This is a genomic window from Escherichia sp. WS3063, from assembly GCF_046486595.1.
GTDB lineage: Bacteria > Pseudomonadota > Gammaproteobacteria > Enterobacterales > Enterobacteriaceae > Escherichia > Escherichia coli.
In genome coordinates this window covers 13,434-34,547 of sequence record NZ_JBJQKY010000034.1, presented here as the reverse complement: position 1 = coordinate 34,547, position 21,114 = coordinate 13,434, and the positions used below count along the sequence as shown (strand labels likewise).

Genomic DNA, 21,114 nt, shown 5'->3' with positions numbered 1-21,114 from the left:
CCGACACTGCATTTATCATCAAAAACGTTTAACGCAGGCGATTATAATCATCGACCATTTCGTTGTACTCGCGTAATGCTCTCGGGAAAGAGTCTTCGACCATCCAGCTTGAGTTTGCGTCCTGAAGTTGCTCTTTATCCCAGTCAGAGTACGGGACTTTATCTCTGATGCGGCGAACGTATTTTTTAGCCTCGAGTTGATACTGGCCTGCCGAATTAATAAACGAGAAATTCATGCCGCCTTTATCCGCTTCTTTGGCCTGCGCCACCAGCGTTTCCAGTTCAGAGACTTTCTTCATTGCCGCATCAACATCAAACTTCTCTTGCGAAATCAGGTTATTAATTTGTTTCGCTGAAATCATGACTGCCAGAGAGTAGTAGTGGAATGTTTTCCCTTCTCTTTCTTCAATATTTTTCAATTCCGCAAGCTGACGCTTATCATTAATTTCCTGGATCGCCGCATGATAAGATTCGGCTACAGGTTCAAAGGCTTCCAGATTTTTTAAGAATGTCTGGTGCAGCGTTTTCCCTTTCGCAAAAGCATCGTCTTTATAATTTTCCTGGGTGTAATATTTATCCATTTCGTTAATGGTATTACCCAACGCCACGGCAGCATCGATATAACTCACCGCTACGCCATCAATAGGTTGCAGCGCAGGCGTTAACGCCACAGCACTTTTTACGCCTTTTTCACACTCAGCGAGGCTGGATTCACTAATGCCGTAGATGCCATAAACAGTACTCTCTTTACCGGTAGGCCCCTGTTTAAAATCTTTCAGCCAGTCAGCATAACGCGCCAGACTGCGCTGTACCGGGATCTGTAACTTGTTGTAGCACTTGATATAGACATCCATTTTTTCGTCGAAAACCGCTTGTTCATCGACCACCGGTTGGGCAGGCGTTTCAGGTTTAACTTCTGCTTTTGCAACGGGAGCTTCAGCAGGTTTCGCTTCAGGAGCTGGTGCGGCAGGTTGACTATTGGCAGGCGGGGGCGTTTCTGTTTCGGCTTTTTTATCATCACAACCCGTGAGACCGAGGGCCATGATGGCGACTATAATAGCGGAAGATAATAAATTCCTTTTCATTTAATTGCCTTATAAATATTTAGATAAGAGAGATAATATTTTAAATGAAAAAATGATCCGTCACTATACACATTTTGCTTATAAACAAACCGAAATCATTCACACTCCGAATAATTCCTGCGACTTAAAATATAAATCGCAGGAAGCGATTTTAATTACCCGCTCTACCACTGGCGCAGGATATAAACTCTCACCTACATTCCATAACGTTCAGAAATAGCAGCATGCTTCTCTTCATTCGCCCCGGCTTCTTTGGCAAGACGCCACCAGCACAACGGATGTTCCCAGTCAGCGGTCAATTCGTGCAAGGTCTTATCGATATCACCTTTAGAAACTGAACGCGGCGCGCTGATAACAAAGTAGAACGCGGGCAGCGGCTGTGCATCTTCTCCCTGCTGGCTGTCCGTTAACGTATAGTCCTCGTTACTGTTGCTCCAGTAGTACCAGTTTCGTTCACGGAGCGCCTCACGGAAGGCATTAAACTGTTCTTCACCAGGCATGACACCTTCGCAGAACCAGGACTCGCCGTACTCAGTCGGGATAATGGTTTGCAGGCAGGCATAAAGTGGCGTGAAATTCTTCCGTTCTTCCTCATCCTCTGGTTGGGTGTTCAATATTTCCGCATCGAATACCACAACTTCATCAACATGTTGCGGATAATCGGTCCGGTAAGTTGGCTCAATGATCCTTGCTGTTACCGGCCCAATACGTTGAGCATAGTAATAGCGGTATTCATAATTTTCCCGGAAGCGAATGTTTAGCAGTCCCCATTTTTCGTCGATAAAACCTTCACCTTCCGTAAGTTCGATTTCCAGTTCAGCTGCAATAGCACGAACCAATTCCCATTGTTGCAGGATGCTGGCGGTCGCCATGATATCCCACTGGATATTACGAATATCTTCTTCACGGCTAATCATCAGTTGCTGCAATTGTTGTAAATAATCCAGCTGTCGATCCCAGGCTTCCTGTTTTTGTGCTGCCCAGGAGCACATGCGATAAACGCCGATCCACTCACGCCCTTTTTCGTTTTGCAGCAACTGGTGCCCAATCGACTCGAGTTCACTCCAGTCTTCCTGTTGGTTGATCACTCGCGCACGGAACCACAAGGCCATATGTAGCAGCCCCGCCTGTTCATACTGCTTCGCCAGGTGCTCAATGGTTTGCAGATCGTCACGGTGGAGCAATAAATCCAACAGATCGAAGCAAAGACCATTATCTTCCTGGATGTGGCTTTCGACGTAGCGTTGCAGAAGTTCAATCGACTCATCAATCGCATTACAGGCGTTTAACGCATTGACCAGTTTGCCCAGCAATTCCGCATCATCTGGCGCGTTCAGGTAAGCGCGGCGGAATGTTTCGACGTCTTTTTCTGGATCTGGCTGCGTTTCTTCATCGCTATTTTCAGGTATTTCTACAACCGGACGAGCAAGCAACTCTGCTTCTTTGGCGGCGATTTTTTCACTCAGTTCGAGAAACTCACGATCAACCCCCAGTAACACGCGTAATTTTGGCATGTGTCGCTGGGCCAGTTTCATCGCTATTTTGGCAACCCAGACGGATTCACGCTCCAGCGCCAGGGTAATTTGCAGTTTCGCCAGATCAACCACTTTGCGGTGCGCTCCGGCCTGCGAGCGGTGCTCCAGTATTTTTTGGATGATGCGCGCCAGTTGCCAGTTGTTTCTTTGTGGATGACGGGGAAGTAACACAGTAATGATTTTCAGCCATGACCCCCATGAATGGGGAGTCAGATCTGACCAACGCGGTAATTCCTCCCAGACTTCTTCGTCCTGCCCGCATAACGCCATGATGTACAGTTTTTTGAGGTGATTACTAATGCGGTCGCGGCCCCAGTAATCATTGGCTTCTGTCAGCTCATCAATCAGTATGCGTGCTTCATCATAACGCTGAAGTTCAATCAGAATATCGGCACGAGTATAAAGTAATGCATCAATATCATCTTCCCCGGCTGCTTTAACTGCGTCGATTTGTCGATCCAGATAAGCCAGTGCCTCCTCTATTCTTTTGGAATCTATCAGTGCACTGGCATATTCAGTGGACAAACACTGAAAACAGCTCCAGGTCGGATCAATCCGCGCGATGGTTTCTTCACATACCGCCATACGTTCATTCGCCCAGCCAGGTGCATCAATATTTTCGTAGCAGGCGGATAAATCCTGGGTAACGCAGATAGATTGTGGGCAATCTTTTGTCTCTTCCCGGTGCGCTTTTTCAAACAGCGCTACCACGTCTGGCAGCACCTTTTCACCTTCTTCATAGTTAGTCAGGCGATGACGCATTTCCCAGTGACCAATAAATATTTCCAGCCACGGATTTTTTGCCACCTGGGTAAGTGCTTTTACTTCAGGTAACAGCGAATCGCACTTTTCCATTTGCAGGTGCATAACGCCTTCCGAATAATCATCGATAAGTTGCGGAATATACTCCTGCCCGGCATCGCGTAACTCCTTAGTATATTTGTGATACCACTCCCATATATCCATTTTATTTTCCTTGATTAATTAAGACAGGAATAACCTGAGTAAAATCTTCCAGTGCCTGGTGTAAATCCCAATGCTGTTCTTTATTACCGCTGGAGCACAAAATCACTTTCAGCGATTTTAATAAGCGTAATGCCGCTGCGGGCTGTTGCTGGTGTTGTAATGCCGTCACCAGTTGCATGATGCAAGGGTTATTAAGGTTGATGTATAAACTTGAGGTTTTCGTTTTTTGGATTTGTGAAGTAAATTGCCGCGCCAGCATTAACGCTGCGGTGCTGATGCGTTTATCTGCGTCATCCTGTTCGAGAATTTGTTTTAATTCTGCTTCGCGGTCTGGCGTAACCACTAACGGTAAAACGGCGGGTTCGAAGCGGGAGATAATTAATTGCTCGCCATCGCAGAGATGCTCTTCCAGATAAGCTACCTGCTCTTCGGGTAATTCCGCCAGGCTGAACAACTGCTCATTACCTGTTTGCGTACCGACTTCGACAATCCGGCAGTGATATAACAGCGCCCAGCGACGTAAAAATGGCACGACGGCATAGCGATCGCCACGGGCAACGGGCCGTTGCAGAATGTGGAACAACATCTCTTCAAAACCGCCGTCGCGGCTTAACAGAATATGAATGCTGTTATTAACGCGTAAATCCTTCGCCAGCAACGCCCCTTTTGACGTTGGCACCTGCAAGCGATCTTTGAGCAAATCAAACAGACGGTCATCACATAATGCCGCACCGAGCAACGCTTCGTTGTGGCGCATTAATACACGCCGCCAGATTTCTGGCTGATTTTGTGCGAGATCGGACAAACCAGAAATCAGCGCCTCTTTTAACGCCTCCTGCACCGCAACCCAGGTTTCGTCCCGCTGGAGATCTTCCCGGCTCGCCGTAGGCGTTAGTTTCGATGACTCAATCACGCCGCCAATAAATCCGGCCCAGGGAGGTAACAACTCACGCGCTTCATCATCCAGTAACATACCGCGCAAAAACAGCGACAGGTTGCGGTTATCGCTGGTGCCGTAGGTTGCGCCATCCTGAATCCATAAAATCCCAACCGCGTCGCTCATCCCCACGGGCACCACCGGAATGGTGCAAATCGGTTCGAAGGAGGATTCAAACTGGGCGGCAAAGGCGAGATTTTTACGCTGTACCAGCGCGCGGTGCATGGTTACGCCTTCGGGGGCAACTTCACGCCACGGTGGTTGAAGTTTATTTACCGGCTCGCTGGCATCGCCGACATAGACCGGTTCGTGCAGCAATATACAGTAGCGGGAAAGAACGCGGTTCAGCAAATTGTTACTCGCCAGATGGCTGTACTCTTCTTTGAGCGTCAGAATCACCTGCGTACCCGTTTCCGAGGACTGATGCGGCGTAACGGTATATTTTTGCCCGTCGGTAGAGTGGTATTTCCAGCTCTGATCCGGCGTTTGCCAGGATGTGGTCAACACCGTGACCTCTTTCGCCAACACAAAGGCCGACAAAAAACCGAGGCCGAACATACCAATTAAACCGGTGTTGTCATCCTGCTGGCGCAACATTCGGGTATAACCCACGCCTACTGTCGCCAGGAAGCCGTGAATTTCACTTTCTGTCAGTCCAGCGCCAGTATCGCTAATAGTGATAGTGGACTTCGCCACGTCTGCCACCACACGAATCGCGTTATCCTTTGGCGCATCGGGCTGCTCAATCCTGCGGCGAACGATCGCATCATGGCCGTTCTGCACCAGCTCGCGCACGGCAACCACGGGAGTGGAGTAAAGATGCTTACTGAGCACCTCAATTAAGCCGTTTAAATTAACTTCTGTAGAATATGAACTACCAGGTAACTGTAATGTACTCATTTTTCAATACTCATAATCCATCACCTACTATTGAAAATACATCGCTGTTTTTACAACCGGTGCAAGGTTTGTTATTTCATTCACTCATCGGAAACATTTATTTATTGACGCGATGATTAAAACAAAATGTCTTATATAAATAATGATTAATTCTTAAAGGATTAATGCGACTGGAGTATATCGATATAACCCGGAGTTAACGAGATAATTTCTTGTGGTGAAATTATTATTTGAATGCTGAATAATATATTGAGGATTATTTAATAGAAAAATAAAACCGCAATCCAGAATCAGAATTGCGGTATTTCTTTAATTATGAATCAATCGCTGCGGATGAGTATAAACCGTTGCCCGACCCGGTTTACAAAAACCTACCAGTGTCAGATTACAGCGTTCAGCCACTTCTACAGCAAGTGTGGTCGCGGCAGATACCGCAAACAAAATCTCTACGCCACACATCGCTGACTTTTGCACCATTTCATAACTGGCACGGCTGGAAACCAGCACCGCACCTTGCTGCCAGCTTTCCCCTTCTTGTGACCGGCGGCCTAACAGTTTGTCCAGCGCCACATGGCGACCCACGTCTTCATGCCCGCCGACCAGTTCGCCAGATGGCAACATCCATGCAGCGGCGTGAGTACAACCAGTCAGTTGCCCCACTGGCTGGAAATCATTGAGATGACGTAATGCATCATCCAGTTTGTTGAGATCAAACGTCTGGGTGAATGGCAGCGGCTGCACCGGTTTACCGATGTCATTAAGTTGCTCCACGCCGCATACGCCACAGCCCGTACGCCCCGCCAGCGCCCGGCGACGTTCCTTCAACCCCATAAAGCGGCGGCTGGAAAGCTCAATTTGAACTTCAAGACCATTACAGGAAGGAACGACATCCATGCCAAAGATATCGCGCGGACTTTCGATTATCCCCTCGGAAAGCGAAAAACCGAGCGCAAAGTACTCAAGGTCTTTGGGCGACGCCATCATCACCACATGCGAAATGCCGTTGTAGACCAGCGCAACGGGAACCTCTTCCGCCACCTCATCTAACCGTGGGTGTTGTAAATCATCACGCCGCCATAACTCAATTTGACGAACACCTGTGATATTTGTCACATTTTCGATTTCTTTTTGCTGTGTTTTTTTCACTTTCTCTTAACCAGATAAGAACACACACACCAACATTATGGTATTCTGTTACAAACCCTTCCTGGATGGAGGGAAATTGAGCCAATTCTGGACCTTTGCGGCCCCTTCCGCAAAGAAAAATAACTCCCACTCCCTGCACACGCAGCAAGCGAATGTAAATGGGACGTGACAATGTCGAAACAAGGAGCAATCCATGCAGGTCAGCAGAAGGCAGTTCTTTAAGATCTGCGCTGGCGGTATGGCAGGCACCACGGCAGCGGCACTGGGTTTTGCACCCAGCGTAGCACTCGCGGAAACCCGGCAGTATAAACTGCTGCGCACCCGCGAAACCCGTAATACCTGCACCTATTGTTCCGTAGGCTGTGGGCTGTTGATGTACAGCCTCGGTGACGGAGCAAAAAACGCCAAAGCATCTATCTTCCATATCGAAGGCGATCCGGATCACCCGGTCAACCGCGGTGCACTTTGTCCGAAAGGCGCTGGCCTGGTGGATTTCATCCACTCCGAAAGCCGCCTGAAGTTTCCGGAATACCGTGCGCCAGGTTCTGATAAATGGCAACAAATCAGTTGGGAAGAGGCGTTTGATCGCATCGCCAAACTGATGAAAGAAGACCGCGATGCGAACTACATTGCGCAAAACGCCGAAGGCGTGACTGTTAACCGCTGGCTCTCCACCGGGATGCTGTGTGCTTCCGCGTCGAGTAACGAAACCGGCTATTTAACGCAAAAATTCTCCCGCGCGCTGGGGATGCTCGCGGTCGACAACCAGGCGCGTGTCTGACACGGACCAACGGTAGCAAGTCTTGCTCCAACATTTGGTCGCGGTGCGATGACCAACCACTGGGTCGACATCAAGAACGCCAACCTCGTCGTGGTGATGGGCGGTAACGCCGCTGAAGCTCACCCGGTCGGGTTCCGCTGGGCGATGGAAGCCAAAATTCACAACGGCGCGAAGCTGATTGTGATCGATCCTCGCTTTACACGTACGGCGGCGGTGGCTGACTACTATGCCCCTATTCGTTCCGGTACTGACATTGCTTTCCTGTCAGGCGTATTGCTGTACCTGCTGAACAATGAAAAATTCAACCGCGAATACACCGAAGCCTATACCAACGCCAGCCTGATCGTGCGTGAGGATTACGGCTTTGAAGATGGCCTGTTCACCGGCTACGACGCGGAAAAACGCAAGTACGATAAATCCAGCTGGACCTACGAGCTGGACGAAAACGGCTTCGCCAAACGCGATACCACGCTGCAACATCCGCGCTGCGTGTGGAACTTGCTGAAACAGCACGTTTCCCGTTATACGCCAGATGTGGTTGAAAACATCTGCGGTACGCCAAAAGACGCGTTCCTGAAAGTCTGCGAATACATCGCCGAAACCAGTGCTCACGATAAAACTGCCTCGTTCCTTTACGCGCTCGGCTGGACGCAACACTCCATTGGTGCGCAAAACATTCGTACGATGGCGATGATCCAGCTGCTGCTCGGCAACATGGGGATGGCAGGCGGCGGCGTTAACGCCCTGCGCGGTCACTCCAATATTCAGGGGCTGACCGACCTGGGGCTACTGTCGCAGAGTCTGCCAGGTTACATGACGTTGCCAAGCGAGAAGCAGACCGATCTGCAAACTTACCTCGCTGCCAACACGCCAAAACCACTGCTGGAAGGCCAGGTCAACTACTGGGGCAACTACCCGAAATTCTTCGTCTCTATGATGAAGGCCTTCTTTGGTGATAAAGCGACGGCGGAAAATAGCTGGGGCTTTGACTGGTTGCCGAAGTGGGATAAAGGCTACGACGTCCTGCAATACTTCGAGATGATGAAAGAGGGCAAGGTCAATGGCTATATCTGCCAGGGCTTTAACCCTGTTGCCTCATTCCCGAACAAAAACAAAGTGATCGGCTGTCTGTCGAAGCTGAAATTCCTCGTGACTATCGACCCGCTGAACACTGAAACCTCTAACTTCTGGCAGAACCACGGTGAGCTGAACGAAGTTGACTCGTCGAAGATCCAGACCGAAGTGTTCCGTCTGCCATCGACCTGCTTTGCGGAAGAGAACGGTTCAATCGTCAACTCTGGTCGCTGGTTGCAGTGGCACTGGAAAGGTGCGGACGCCCCGGGGATTGCGCTGACTGACGGCGAGATCCTCTCCGGTATCTTCCTGCGCTTGCGCAAGATGTATGCCGAACAGGGTGGCGCGAACCCGGACCAGGTGCTGAACATGACCTGGAACTACGCCATTCCGCATGAGCCATCTTCAGAAGAAGTGGCGATGGAGAGCAACGGCAAAGCGCTGGCCGATATTACCGACCCGGCAACCGGTGCGGTTATCGTCAAGAAAGGCCAACAACTTAGCTCGTTCGCCCAACTGCGCGATGACGGTACAACCTCCTGTGGCTGCTGGATTTTCGCCGGTAGCTGGACGCCGGAAGGCAACCAGATGGCGCGTCGTGATAACGCCGATCCGTCTGGCCTCGGTAACACGCTGGGCTGGGCATGGGCATGGCCGCTTAACCGCCGCATTCTGTATAACCGCGCCTCCGCAGATCCGCAGGGTAACCCATGGGATCCGAAGCGTCAGTTGCTGAAATGGGACGGCACTAAGTGGACCGGCTGGGATATTCCGGATTACAGCGCAGCGCCTCCGGGCAGCGGCGTAGGGCCGTTTATCATGCAGCAGGAAGGCATGGGACGTCTGTTTGCCCTCGATAAGATGGCGGAAGGTCCGTTCCCGGAACACTACGAGCCGTTTGAAACGCCGCTGGGAACTAACCCGCTGCATCCAAACGTTATCTCGAACCCGGCTGCGCGAATCTTTAAAGACGACGCCGAAGCATTGGGTAAAGCCGATAAGTTCCCGTATGTCGGAACCACCTATCGTCTGACCGAGCACTTCCACTACTGGACCAAACACGCGCTGTTGAACGCGATTTTGCAACCAGAGCAGTTTGTGGAAATCGGGGAGTCGCTGGCGAATAAACTTGGCATTGCCCAGGGCGATACTGTGAAAGTCTCCTCCAACCGTGGCTATATCAAAGCCAAAGCGGTAGTGACCAAACGTATTCGCACGCTGAAAGCAAACGGCAAAGATATCGATACCATCGGTATTCCGATTCACTGGGGCTATGAAGGTGTTGCGAAAAAAGGCTTTATTGCCAATACGTTGACGCCATTCGTCGGTGATGCGAACACGCAGACGCCGGAGTTTAAGTCCTTCCTTGTGAATGTGGAAAAGGTGTAACGGAGACGACATATGGCTTATCAATCGCAAGATATCATTCGTCGTTCCGCGACTAACGGTCTGACCCCCGCGCCTCAGGCGCGGGACTTCCAGGAAGAAGTGGCGAAACTCATCGACGTCACCACCTGTATCGGCTGTAAAGCCTGTCAGGTGGCGTGTTCAGAGTGGAACGACATTCGCGATACCGTCGGCAATAACATTGGGGTGTACGACAACCCCAATGATTTAAGTGCCAAATCGTGGACGGTGATGCGATTCTCGGAAGTGGAGCAGAACGACAAACTGGAATGGCTGATCCGCAAAGACGGCTGTATGCACTGTTCCGATCCAGGCTGCCTGAAAGCGTGCCCGGCGGAAGGGGCAATTATTCAGTATGCCAACGGTATCGTCGACTTCCAGTCCGAGCAGTGCATCGGCTGCGGTTATTGCATTGCGGGCTGTCCGTTCGACATTCCGCGCCTCAACCCGGAAGACAACCGCGTCTACAAATGTACGTTGTGCGTTGACCGCGTGGTGGTTGGGCAAGAACCGGCCTGCGTGAAGACCTGCCCAACGGGCGCGATTCACTTCGGTACGAAAGAGTCGATGAAAACGCTGGCGAGCGAGCGCGTGGCGGAGCTGAAAACCCGTGGTTACGACAATGCGGGTTTGTACGACCCGGCAGGCGTCGGTGGTACACATGTTATGTACGTGCTGCACCATGCTGACAAGCCAAATCTGTATCATGGCTTGCCGGAGAACCCGGAAATCAGCGAAACCGTGAAATTCTGGAAAGGCATCTGGAAACCGCTCGCAGCTGTTGGCTTTGCGGCTACCTTCGCAGCCAGTATCTTCCACTACGTGGGTGTCGGTCCGAACCGTGCGGATGAGGAAGAGAATAATCTGCACGAAGAGAAAGACGAGGAGCGCAAATGAAACGACGTGACACCATCGTGCGCTACACCGCGCCGGAACGTATCAACCACTGGATCACCGCCTTCTGCTTCATCCTGGCGGCGGTGAGCGGGCTGGGCTTTTTGTTCCCGTCCTTCAACTGGTTGATGCAAATCATGGGCACACCGCAGCTGGCGCGCATTCTGCACCCGTTTGTCGGCGTGGTTATGTTTGCCTCGTTCATCATCATGTTTTTCCGTTACTGGCATCACAACCTAATCAATCGGGATGATATCTTTTGGGCGAAGAATATTCGTAAGATCGTCGTCAACGAGGAAGTAGGTGACACCGGGCGTTATAACTTCGGTCAGAAATGCGTTTTCTGGGCGGCGATTATTTTCCTGGTTCTGCTGCTGGTGAGCGGCGTGATTATCTGGCGTCCTTATTTTGCGCCTGCTTTCTCAATCCCGGTGATCCGATTCGCGTTAATGCTGCATTCATTTGCCGCAGTGGCGTTAATTGTGGTTATCATGGTGCATATCTACGCCGCCCTTTGGGTAAAAGGCACGATTACCGCCATGGTGGAAGGATGGGTGACCAGCGCCTGGGCGAAGAAACATCACCCGCGCTGGTACCGTGAGGTCCGCAAGACAACGGAAAAGAAAGCTGAATGAGTATTCGCATAATCCCGCAAGATGAGCTGGGTTCGAGCGAGAAACGTACGGCGGATATGATTCCGCCGTTATTGTTCCCTCGGCTCAAGAATTTATACAACCGCCGCGCCGAGCGTCTGCGCGAGCTGGCAGAAAATAATCCGCTGGGTGATTACCTGCGCTTTGCTGCGCTTATCGCCCACGCCCAGGAAGTGGTGCTGTACGACCATCCGCTGGAGATGGATCTGACCACGCGCATTAAAGAAGCCAGCGCACAAGGCAAGCCCCCGCTGGATATTCACGTTCTGCCGCGTGATAAGCACTGGCAAAAGCTGCTGATGGCGCTGATTGCTGAGCTGAAACCTGAAATGAGCGGCCCGGCGCTGGCAGTGATTGAGAATCTGGAGAAGGCATCGACTCAGGAGCTGGAAGATATGGCCAGCGCACTGTTTGCCTCTGATTTCTCGTCCGTCAGCAGCGATAAAGCGCCGTTTATCTGGGCTGCGCTGTCGCTCTACTGGGCGCAGATGGCTAATCTGATCCCCGGCAAAGCCCGCGCTGAATACGGCGAACAACGTCAATATTGCCCGGTATGTGGCTCTATGCCGGTGTCCAGCATGGTGCAAATTGGCACCACTCAGGGGCTGCGTTACCTGCACTGCAACCTGTGTGAAACCGAATGGCACGTAGTGCGCGTAAAATGCAGCAACTGTGAACAGAGCGGCAAACTGCATTACTGGTCGCTGGATGACGAACAGGCCGCGATTAAAGCCGAAAGCTGCGATGACTGCGGCACTTACCTGAAGATTCTTTATCAGGAAAAAGAACCGAAAGTTGAAGCCGTGGCAGATGACCTCGCCTCTCTGGTACTGGACGCGCGAATGGAGCAAGAAGGCTATGCCCGTAGTTCCATCAACCCGTTCCTGTTCCCGGGTGAAGGGGAGTAATCTCTGACGTTTTCCGGGTGGCGCAGGTCGCCCGGATTACAGCTCATAGGGTGTGACGACACCTGCTATTCCCGCAAAATCTCTCGTATTTCGCGTTACCAGTTCAAAGCCATAAATCTGTGCTGTTGCCAGAATAATGGCATCTGGAAGTTTCATTCTATACTCCTGCCTTAAAGCAACGCTTCGTTCCGCGATATCCTGCGAAATCCCAATAACGTTAAACGCACTCATTGCAATCCGTGTGCGATGTTCTTGATCATATTTTTTTGCGCCAACCAGCACCTCCATCCATGTGACCAGACTAATCGCATTCTGTAGGGGCCATGCCTCCAGAGCCTGTTTTGCCTCAATTCGTCCGCTGAACAAATCGATAAGGATATTGGTATCAAAAAGCGCAGTTCTTTTTGCCATTACCATTCCTCACGCAGCTTACGCTGATATTCGACACCATCTTCCTCACACCCTTGCCAGATACCAAAAGCACTGGATATTGTCGTTTTCGATTGATTTTCCAGATATTGATCTACAGCTTCTCGTAATAGCTCTGCGCGAGGAAGATTGCGCTGCACTTTGAGATCATCAAGTCGCTTAATCACCTCATCGGATAAATCGAGTAAAATTCTGCCCATATCCATACCTGCCATAGCGCTCATATATACCTCCAGTATATCATTTTTGAATGCATGGTGAGCAAAATACTCTTGCAAAACCTTTAAAGAAAGCGCATTTACGCATCATTTTTTATTTTTGCGAGGCGTTTTCCAGATATGATGTAACAGTTGCAGTTATTATAAGTTCAAGTAAAACAACCTTGTATTAATACCAGAATAAGGGCATCTGGTTTTTTATATTCAAGAATAAAAAATTTTTTGTCATTCCTTATGCTCCTTACACTGATCATCGACACCCACTGTCTCCCCCTTTTGCCTGCCTCCCTTTGCTTTACGCACCGGGAATTGCTGACGTTCCAGATATTGCTCTACCGCTTCGCGTAAAATTGCAGATCGTGAAACCTTACGCCAGCCCCTAAGCTTGTTCAGCCGTTTAATTGCCTCTTCTGATAAATGAAGAAAAACCGTATTCATCGCCATTACCAATACCTTATATATGACTCATTAATGTATGTGCGAAAATTACGCCGAAAAATCATTTAAAAAAAGCGGATTTTTGCATGCTGTTTTGTTTTTGCGAGACGTTTTCCAGAAATAATAAGAACGTTGCAGTTGTTTCATTTGTTAATCAAAAATGGTTTAGTTATCGCCCAGGATGAGATATGGGTGCTATAAATATATTATATTCAGGGATATTTATTTTTTGATTGGGTCTTCATTTGCATAATCTGAATGGTGTACCCGAAAAATGTCAGCATCCTAACAGCACCAGGATTTAAGGTGAAATTAATCATCCATCACAGACCGGTCTTTACTTGCTCGTCGTTATAATTTTGTTGGTAACAGTTTGGGAAACAAGGAATTCCTTCCGGAACACCCCCGGTATCATCCGATAGCATTGACGTCAATCATCGGCGCGACGATGAGTTTTTTTAATCGCATCATAGGGTGGCAACGGTCAGCACGATACGGGTCATAGCAAAACTCCTGCACAGGCGGCCACTATGCCGCTTTCACAGGAGTTCTGAATGCTAGTGCTTTCTGTATGGCATCGCCATGCCCCTCGCGGCTAAGCGCCTGCACACATCTCTCTTTGAATGTCATTTTTGCAATGCATTGTCCGAATTCTGATAATCCTAATGAGTTTTACCCGTCAGACTCCCATCCCTACGGTATACGAGCTAGATTCATGAATGAAATCGACATTTTTAAAAAACGAATCTTGTAAAACATCAGTGTTGATATTACCTTGCAACCCAACATTGAATTTGTTAGAGACATGAAGAACTCGAATATCAAAAAGGTCTTTTAATATCATTAATTCTTCGGCTGTTAATGAATCGCAGTTAAAATATCCCTGTTGATCAACAAGATTTTCTATTTCTCCATCATCAGCGAGGCGTTTTTCAAAGAGTGTTTGCAACATCGAGTTGCCAAGGACAATGGATATCGTGCGATCTTTCGCAGATTTACACCCCATCACAACGGCAACATTCGTATCCCCCTCAGGAGTTTCATTTATCGCCGTCGCTAAAATGGTGGTCAAACACGCAAACGGAACTGTATTTCTTTCGTGATTTAATTTATCTACCAGCTCATTCCATTTATCAAAAGCCGGGCGATATTTGTTGCGCACAGAAGCATCCAACTGGGTAAACAATTGAGCCATGCGATTTTTTATCATCTCGATATCCGGCGAACCAGAAAGACTTTGTGCATAATACGGTCCTGATGATGTTGCATACATTAAAGCCGAGCCCACACCTGTCGCCATGATGGGCGCAGCCACGGTTTTGGCAAGGGCGACGCTGCGATGGCTATGCGCTTCACAGGCTAAAGGAACATATTCCACTGACTGCGGTAATTCCTCACATGCCTCCCTCATCATTGCGGTATGCTTTACAAACAACGGTTTTTCACTGCCCAAAAAAACTTTCTGCTTAATTGCACTAAGAAAACGTAAATCAAAAATGATTGTTTTTGGTTTATTATTTTTTGGCACATTTCCTATTATCCCGCTAAGAACCTTTCTTGCTGCATGGAGATTTTTTTGCACAGCACATAACACAATTGACGAAGCCTTCTCTACTGCATTATTGATTTTAATTTTAAAATCTGCATGATATACGTTGACGGGCAATGCAAGTATATCTTCCCCTACATCTTTGGCTGAGTATTTATTTGTGATCGACGGTCGTGAATCCACGAGAAAACTTAGCTGCAAATTATGCTCTATATTACCAGCTGTTTTTGTAGTGTGATTAAACATAGAGATGCCACCTCTCATTCTTTCACACATATCCTCAACTTTTTCACTTCGTTCTTGAGGCAATTTGGCTTTAACGTTAATTTGATGATTTTTACCCGTGCATTCCTTAACTACAAGAGGAATGTTATCTAAAGTGCCATACAGGCTAATAACGTCACCAGGATTTTTATCATGTAAGTAAGTTTGATTAATACTCGAAGCATTCACAAAGAGGTCAATATTATAACTGTTTATAACTTCACCTACATCAAATGTGTAGTGCTTACTCTGGAGGCTGCCATCCTTGTTTAATTGTATATCAATCAATATATCCCCGGACTTTGTCACCATATCTTTGCCATAAACCATTTGCATAGCCATTTCGAGGAGATTTTTATCTAACTGATTGCGGGCGTTGAGTAAGCGACTACCAAATAATTTATATACTGTTCCCGTCATTGCCAGCGCTGCACTTTCTGGTACTTTGCGTTTCCACAGTGAGGTTTCTTTATTTTTAAACAGGTCATATTTATTATTACTCGACAACCCGAGTTTAAGTTCGTTAACACAATCGCACAGTTGCTCCTCACTTTCCATTTTAAGGCGATGTGAAAAATCATTTAATAGCGTTTGCTTCGGTGATTCATTACTCATTAGTTGTTTTTCTAAATTAACAATAGAATAACTTTCTTGTTTAATGAGATTAATATTGGCAACCATTACAGCCTCCTTCCCACGGTTTAAGAGCAAACATGCCACATAATTATTTACAACATCCAGAAGCAGTAAATGAATGATACTGACAATGACGCCAGTCCATTATCTTTGCATAATGTTTGTTAGCTATAGATTTTAAAAATATTTATGAGAAAAGTATGGCACCAGAGGGGATTTTGACTATCAAAAATCGCTCAAACCTGAACTAAGATGATGAATTAAGCATTATCAGCGATAATTGCCACTCAGCTCTACAAATAATATTTAAATGCTCCTGAACAGTGATGTAGCAAGACACGTATGGTGCCAACGAAGAATAAAAATTTATGGAGTTCTTATTCAATATAACCGAAATAGTCAGGGGCTGATGTAAATGACCTGAAAGAATGAGAGAGGCAGCACCGCCCCTCTCCATCAGCTACTCTTCTTCGTTCCCGCCCTCTTCATACGGGCCAAATGGCTTCGCGGGCAGAACGATATACGTGCCTTCAAACACTGCGCCCGGCGTCTCGTCGCCAAAGATTTCGACCTGCATTTGTACCCGCGCTTTGCGCCCGCGCGCCAGACGGTCGAGATCGCCGCTTAAGGCACCGAGGTCGGCTACCGCATGAGGTTTACCGCTAATCGGCTTGCTGTAGCGAATATGCGCATCCGCCAGAATAATCGTACCGCCCAGATGGCGTTCACGCAGCATCAGCCAGATAAGCCCCCAACCGGTGAGCGTTGCCAGTGAGAATAAACTCCCGGCAAACAGCGTATGGTGCGGATTCTGATTACCGGTTTCCGGCATGGTGGTGATAAATTTTTGCCCGGTATATTGCTGAATGCGCACGCCCATTTTTTCACTCAGCGGGATATGTTCGTACCACGCCTGTTGCAGCTGCGCGCACCAGTCGCCGCGATGCAAAATATCATCCAGAGTGGCAACGGGTTTAATCATCAAAAAATGGCGAATCGGCGTGGTGGTTGGGGTAGTGATCTCCCCTTGATTGACAAACCCCAGTTTGGCAAAAAACTCCACCGCGTCTTCACGGGCACTACAGGTCACGCGCTTAACGCCTTCCTGACGCGCCACCGACTCAAGGGTCATCGCCATCAGCGTTCCTAACCCTTTGTCCTGCACGTCGGGATGAACGGCCATAAAGCGAATGGACGCTTCATTGTCGGCATTAATATACAGTCGGCCTACCGCCACCAGATTACCCTGCTCGTCGACGACCATCTGGTGATGCGCCATCGCATCCCACGCGTCGCGTTCCGAACCTTTCGGTTGATGCAGGGGCTTACGCAACATTTCCCAGCGAAACTGATAGTAACGCTCTAATTCTTCTTCTGTTTGTGGAACCCGAAGGTGATACATAGCGATACTCTCTCTTGTTTCCCGTGACAACCCTGGAAGCTGGCTCATACCTGCAACCAGAATGTCACGGGGCCATCATTGACCAGCGATACCTGCATATCGGCAGCGAAGCGTCCTGTTTGCGTGTTCATCTCTTGCTGACGGCAGCGTTCGACGAAATAGTCATATAACGCCTCTGCGCGATCCGGTGATGCACCTTTGGAGAAACTTGGACGCATCCCCCGTTCGGTATCTGCGGCGAGGGTAAACTGGGAAACCACCAGCACACTGCCGCCCGCCTGTTGCACGTTGAGGTTCATCTTGCCTTCGGCATCGCTAAAGATGCGATAGCCGAGCACACGCTCGCACAGACGGTTTGCTTTCTGTTCGTCGTCATCCTTTTCGACACCCAATAACACCAAAAGTCCCGCGCCAATTTCGCCCGTCACTTCTCCCTCCACGGTGACGCTGGCACGGGTTACGCGTTGAATTAATGCAATCATGGTTCGTCGTCTTCTTCTTGTTCAGCTGCTTGTTTTAGTTTGCGGTATTCCCCGAGAGTGACAGTAATTTCCGCACCAAGCAAGACGATACACCATGTCCAGTAGACCCAGACAAAGAGAATGGGGATCACCGCCAGCACACCGTAAATGAGCTGATATGAGGGGAACATGGTGATATAAAGCGCGAAACCTTTCTTTCCTGCTTCGAACAGGAGTGCGGCGACAAACGCGCCGACAATCGCGTCGCGATTAGGTACGCGGATAGTAGGAACAATGCTGTACAGCAACCAGAAGGAGATCCACGACAACAGCAGCGGAAAAATACGCAGCACGTTGTCGATGACAGTATTGAGATCGCTCGCCCAGCGCAGGGAGAGCAAATAGGAACTGATCGCCAGACTGGCCCCTGCCAGCAGCGGCCCCAGCGTTAAAATCATCCAGTACACGGCAAACGAGTAAATTTTTGGTCGCGCTCGTTTACTGCGCCAGATGGTATTCAACGCGCTATCGATGGAGTACATCAACAATAACGCCGTGACGATCAGCCCGCACGCCCCAACGGCGGTCATCTTGTTGGAATTGGCAACAAATTGTTCGATATACCGCTGAATAACATCGCCAGTAGCAGGCAGAAAGTTGGCAAAAATAAAGTGACGCAACTGAATGCTGACGTCGGAAAACATGGGAAAAGCGGCGAAAAGCGCAAAAACAACGGCAACCAGCGGCACTAATGAGAGCAATGACACATAGGCAAGGTTACCTGCCAGGGTTGTCATGTTGTCCTCATCAATGCGTTGCCAGAGTAGTTTTAGCCAGGCCCATAGTGGACGGGTACGGTGCCTGGCTTTGTCCTGAATGGTTTTTAGCATAACACCTTCGCGAAATAGTCCGGGATGGTGGTTTTATCTTTCACCAGAATACTGGTAATGCCTAGCTGATTCGCTCCTTCTATATTATCGGCGTTATCGTCGAAAAAGACCGTATCGCTGGGTGAAAAACCTTCTGCCTGCAAAACATGCTGATAAATTCGTGCTTCAGGTTTGCGCATCCCCAGATCTTGCGACAGATAGATATGGTCAGCAGCATCACGGATTTCCGGGTATTCCTCCGGCCAGAAGGTAGTATGCAGGCGGTTAGTATTGGAAAGCACCACCACGCGATGCCCCTGCTCACGCAGTTTATGCATGATGGCGATCACTTCCGGGCGCAGCGCGACAAACACCGCCTGCCAGCCGTGAGAGAACTGCTCGTAGCTTAGCGGTAGAGCCATCTCATGACACAGCGCCTCTGCGAACGCTTCGTCGCTAATTTCCCCACGCTCATGCTGATGAAACGCCTCGCCCATGTGGAAACTCTTCTTAAGCGTAGCCAGTGGAACACGCGTTAAATCGCTCCAGGCTCCCAGCACACGGTTAAAGTCGATATCGACAATCACATTACCTAAATCAAAGATATAGAGCATTTTTGCCTCCTTTCGCGCCACAAGAAATTAACTGTAGCGGGAAAGGATGGGTTTGGCTATGTGGCCAGGTATGAAGGCAGGTCAACGGTCACAAAATTCTACGTGTCTTCCTGGGGAAGGATGATTTCAATTTGGCTGTCTTGTAAGCGTGATTTTAGCGCAGCGGGCGGCAGCTCGTCGGTAAAGAGCGCAGTGACCTGTGCCACATTACCAATTTCAACCGCCGCCGAAGCATGATACTTAGTGTGATCGGCGACCAGCAGAATATTTCTCGCGTGCGCCATCATCGTTTTCACCACGTTAGCTTCGTTAACATCAAACTCCATCAACGCGCCATCGCTCTCAATTGCGCCTACACTTGTTACCAGATAATCGGCGCGAAAATCGGCCACAAAGGACGCCGCTGAAGGGCCAATGATCCCACTGTTATGGGAACGCAGCGTTCCGCCAGGCACCATCACTTCAAAGCGCGGGTTGTGGTAAAGAATATGCGCCACACGCAGGCTGTTGGTGATTATCCGCAAATGATTATGGTTAAGTAACGCCCGGGCAACATGCTCAACAGTCGTACCGATGGTGATAAATATTGTCGATCCATCAGGAATATAGTCTGCCACCGCTTCGGCAATCGCTTTTTTCTCTTCAGTTTGCGAAACCTCACGCTGCTCAAACGCCGTATTAACGACGCTGGAGGCCCGACCCGCGCCACCGTGATGGCGCGTAATCAGTCCTTGCTCGCTTAATTTACGAATATCCCGGCGGACCGTCTGCGTGGAGACATCCAGCAGATTTGCCAGCTCATCAATATTCATATACCCACGCTCGGCGATCAGCATGAGGAGTTGGTCGTGCCGCGGGTTACCGGTTAGTTCGGTAAGGCTCATGAAAATTCCTCGAAAAACCATCACCCTGGCATTTTATACAAAAAGTGACAAAAAAGATCGGGTTTGATCACAGTCGGGGATCCCGGCTCGTCCACCGGGACGCGTGCATTTTAACGCCGCCACACCGCTGGCGAAGCGGACTGACCCCGCTAAATCCCCACCTGTGGCCAGCGCCACCGCCAAAGCGCCGTGAAAAACATCACCCGCTCCTGTGGTATCTACCACATCAACTTTGAAGGCCGGTTGATGTTGACGCCCGCCATTTTCCAGCCAGTCGCAGCCTGCGCTGCCCTGGGTCACATAGACATGACCATTTGTGAGCGTTTGTGCCTGTTTTAGCGCACTGGCCATCTCTTTCACCCCCGTTAAGCGCGCCAGACCCGGTTCTGAAAAGGCCGCATGATCGCTTAATGCCACCAGCTCACTGATATCCTGCGGCGTAATGTCCCCGTCCAAAACAGTCATCACGCCCGCCTGCCGGGCCAGGGTGAAAGCTTTTTTAGCACCTTCGTGCCAGCGTACATCCGCCAGCACAACATCCCACTGAGAGAAATCAATTTCCTCCAACCACTCTGCGTCAGGCAGCAAGTCCGGGCTGGGGTAGTTAATGATTATCCGCTCGCCTTTGGTATCCACCATGATGGCGGATTGCGAAGATTTCGCCTCGTTATACCGTTTGGTATAACGGGTGTTAACGCCCCAGGACTCCAGCTCTGCCAGCAGGCTGTTGCCTGTGTCGTCGTCACCGACGCGACCAATAAAATCGACCTGCGCACCTAGTCTGGCCGCCGCAACTGCTGCTGTAGCCGCTGGCCCGCCGCCAACTTCCGTATAATTTTTCGCCACGTATTTACCGCTCTCCGTCGGCAATCCTTCCACGTAATAGATGCGATCCATCACGGTAATTCCTACACAAGCAACACGAATCATGGTCATTCCTTAAGCATTTTGGGATGCGTTCATTTTAATTTCACCAATTGTTTAAAAAGTGACGGCTGTCAATTTTTTGACGATAAATTACAAATACGATCAAAAACAGACAAGCAAGGCATGTCATAAATGACA

At 49.3% G+C, this 21,114-nt stretch carries 18 protein-coding genes and 1 pseudogene; 4 read left to right on the top strand and 15 right to left on the bottom strand.

The features are described from left to right. Positions 1-28: 28 nt before the first annotated feature. From ACJHYW_RS22705 to fdhD, 4 genes are all read right to left on the bottom strand, one after another. Positions 29-1,084 carry a YiiG family protein gene (locus ACJHYW_RS22705; protein WP_001330210.1) on the bottom strand — a complete coding sequence of 352 codons (1,056 nt, stop codon included), beginning with the start codon at positions 1,082-1,084 and terminating at the stop codon, positions 29-31. Between the two features lie 194 nt (positions 1,085-1,278). Continuing rightward, positions 1,279-3,585, bottom strand: a complete 2,307-nt coding sequence (locus ACJHYW_RS22700; protein WP_000355937.1) for a hypothetical protein — start codon at positions 3,583-3,585, stop codon at positions 1,279-1,281. Between the two features lies 1 nt (position 3,586). Beyond that, entirely contained in the window at positions 3,587-5,422 is a 1,836-nt protein-coding gene (locus ACJHYW_RS22695; protein ID WP_000105770.1) for an ATP-binding protein, read from the bottom strand. Between the two features lie 309 nt (positions 5,423-5,731). Next, positions 5,732-6,568, bottom strand: coding sequence for a formate dehydrogenase accessory sulfurtransferase FdhD (gene fdhD, locus ACJHYW_RS22690; protein WP_000753588.1), 837 nt, complete (start codon positions 6,566-6,568; stop codon positions 5,732-5,734). 193 nt (positions 6,569-6,761) lie between these two features. On the opposite strand from fdhD, the gene fdnG reads away from it, so the two are divergent. Genes fdnG through fdhE form a run of 4 tightly spaced genes read left to right on the top strand, consistent with a single transcriptional unit; the run spans position 6,762 to position 12,285 of the window. Continuing rightward, positions 6,762-9,812: a formate dehydrogenase-N subunit alpha gene (fdnG, locus tag ACJHYW_RS22685; protein WP_012602895.1), complete on the top strand. Its 3,051-nt coding sequence runs from the start codon at positions 6,762-6,764 to the stop codon at positions 9,810-9,812. Positions 9,813-9,824: 12 nt separating this feature from the next. Then, complete coding sequence (gene fdoH, locus ACJHYW_RS22680; RefSeq protein WP_000331377.1) at positions 9,825-10,727, top strand: formate dehydrogenase O subunit beta; 903 nt, start codon at positions 9,825-9,827, stop codon at positions 10,725-10,727. Continuing rightward, positions 10,724-11,359 (top strand): formate dehydrogenase cytochrome b556 subunit, encoded by a 636-nt coding sequence (gene fdoI, locus ACJHYW_RS22675; protein ID WP_000829013.1) that lies wholly within the window; start codon positions 10,724-10,726, stop codon positions 11,357-11,359. Before fdoH ends, fdoI begins: the two co-directional genes overlap by 4 nt. Continuing rightward, a complete protein-coding gene (gene fdhE / locus ACJHYW_RS22670) occupies positions 11,356-12,285 on the top strand; it encodes a formate dehydrogenase accessory protein FdhE (RefSeq protein WP_000027720.1) in 930 nt (309 codons plus the stop codon). The genes fdoI and fdhE overlap by 4 nt, the downstream gene beginning before the upstream one ends. A 36-nt stretch (positions 12,286-12,321) precedes the next feature. On the opposite strand, the gene ACJHYW_RS22665 is transcribed toward fdhE, so the two are convergent. From ACJHYW_RS22665 to yihV, 11 genes and pseudogenes are all read right to left on the bottom strand, one after another. Next, positions 12,322-12,696, bottom strand: coding sequence for a type II toxin-antitoxin system VapC family toxin (locus ACJHYW_RS22665; RefSeq protein ID WP_001129490.1), 375 nt, complete (start codon positions 12,694-12,696; stop codon positions 12,322-12,324). After that, positions 12,696-12,938 carry a CopG family transcriptional regulator gene (locus ACJHYW_RS22660; protein WP_001275523.1) on the bottom strand — a complete coding sequence of 81 codons (243 nt, stop codon included), beginning with the start codon at positions 12,936-12,938 and terminating at the stop codon, positions 12,696-12,698. Before ACJHYW_RS22660 ends, ACJHYW_RS22665 begins: the two co-directional genes overlap by 1 nt. A 219-nt stretch (positions 12,939-13,157) precedes the next feature. Further along, positions 13,158-13,376, bottom strand: coding sequence for a CopG family transcriptional regulator (locus ACJHYW_RS22655; RefSeq protein WP_001251290.1), 219 nt, complete (start codon positions 13,374-13,376; stop codon positions 13,158-13,160). Positions 13,377-14,049: 673 nt separating this feature from the next. After that, a complete protein-coding gene (locus ACJHYW_RS22650; RefSeq protein ID WP_072649161.1) occupies positions 14,050-14,964 on the bottom strand; it encodes a transposase in 915 nt (304 codons plus the stop codon). Between the two features lie 12 nt (positions 14,965-14,976). Then, positions 14,977-15,864 (bottom strand): annotated as a pseudogene (locus ACJHYW_RS22645) (hypothetical protein); the annotation flags it as partial. A 415-nt stretch (positions 15,865-16,279) separates the two neighbouring features. Further along, positions 16,280-17,221, bottom strand: a complete 942-nt coding sequence (gene fabY / locus ACJHYW_RS22640) for a fatty acid biosynthesis protein FabY (RefSeq protein ID WP_001297068.1) — start codon at positions 17,219-17,221, stop codon at positions 16,280-16,282. 44 nt (positions 17,222-17,265) lie between these two features. Then, a complete protein-coding gene (gene dtd / locus ACJHYW_RS22635; protein ID WP_000560983.1) occupies positions 17,266-17,703 on the bottom strand; it encodes a D-aminoacyl-tRNA deacylase in 438 nt (145 codons plus the stop codon). Beyond that, positions 17,700-18,572 carry a virulence factor BrkB family protein gene (locus ACJHYW_RS22630; RefSeq protein ID WP_000920762.1) on the bottom strand — a complete coding sequence of 291 codons (873 nt, stop codon included), beginning with the start codon at positions 18,570-18,572 and terminating at the stop codon, positions 17,700-17,702. Before ACJHYW_RS22630 ends, dtd begins: the two co-directional genes overlap by 4 nt. After that, complete coding sequence (gene yihX / locus ACJHYW_RS22625) at positions 18,566-19,165, bottom strand: glucose-1-phosphatase (RefSeq protein ID WP_001315111.1); 600 nt, start codon at positions 19,163-19,165, stop codon at positions 18,566-18,568. Before yihX ends, ACJHYW_RS22630 begins: the two co-directional genes overlap by 7 nt. A gap of 98 nt (positions 19,166-19,263) precedes the next feature. Continuing rightward, entirely contained in the window at positions 19,264-20,049 is a 786-nt protein-coding gene (locus tag ACJHYW_RS22620) for a DeoR/GlpR family DNA-binding transcription regulator (protein WP_000059679.1), read from the bottom strand. Positions 20,050-20,082: 33 nt separating this feature from the next. Further along, positions 20,083-20,979, bottom strand: coding sequence for a sulfofructose kinase (yihV, locus tag ACJHYW_RS22615; protein ID WP_000621623.1), 897 nt, complete (start codon positions 20,977-20,979; stop codon positions 20,083-20,085). Positions 20,980-21,114 lie beyond the last annotated feature (135 nt).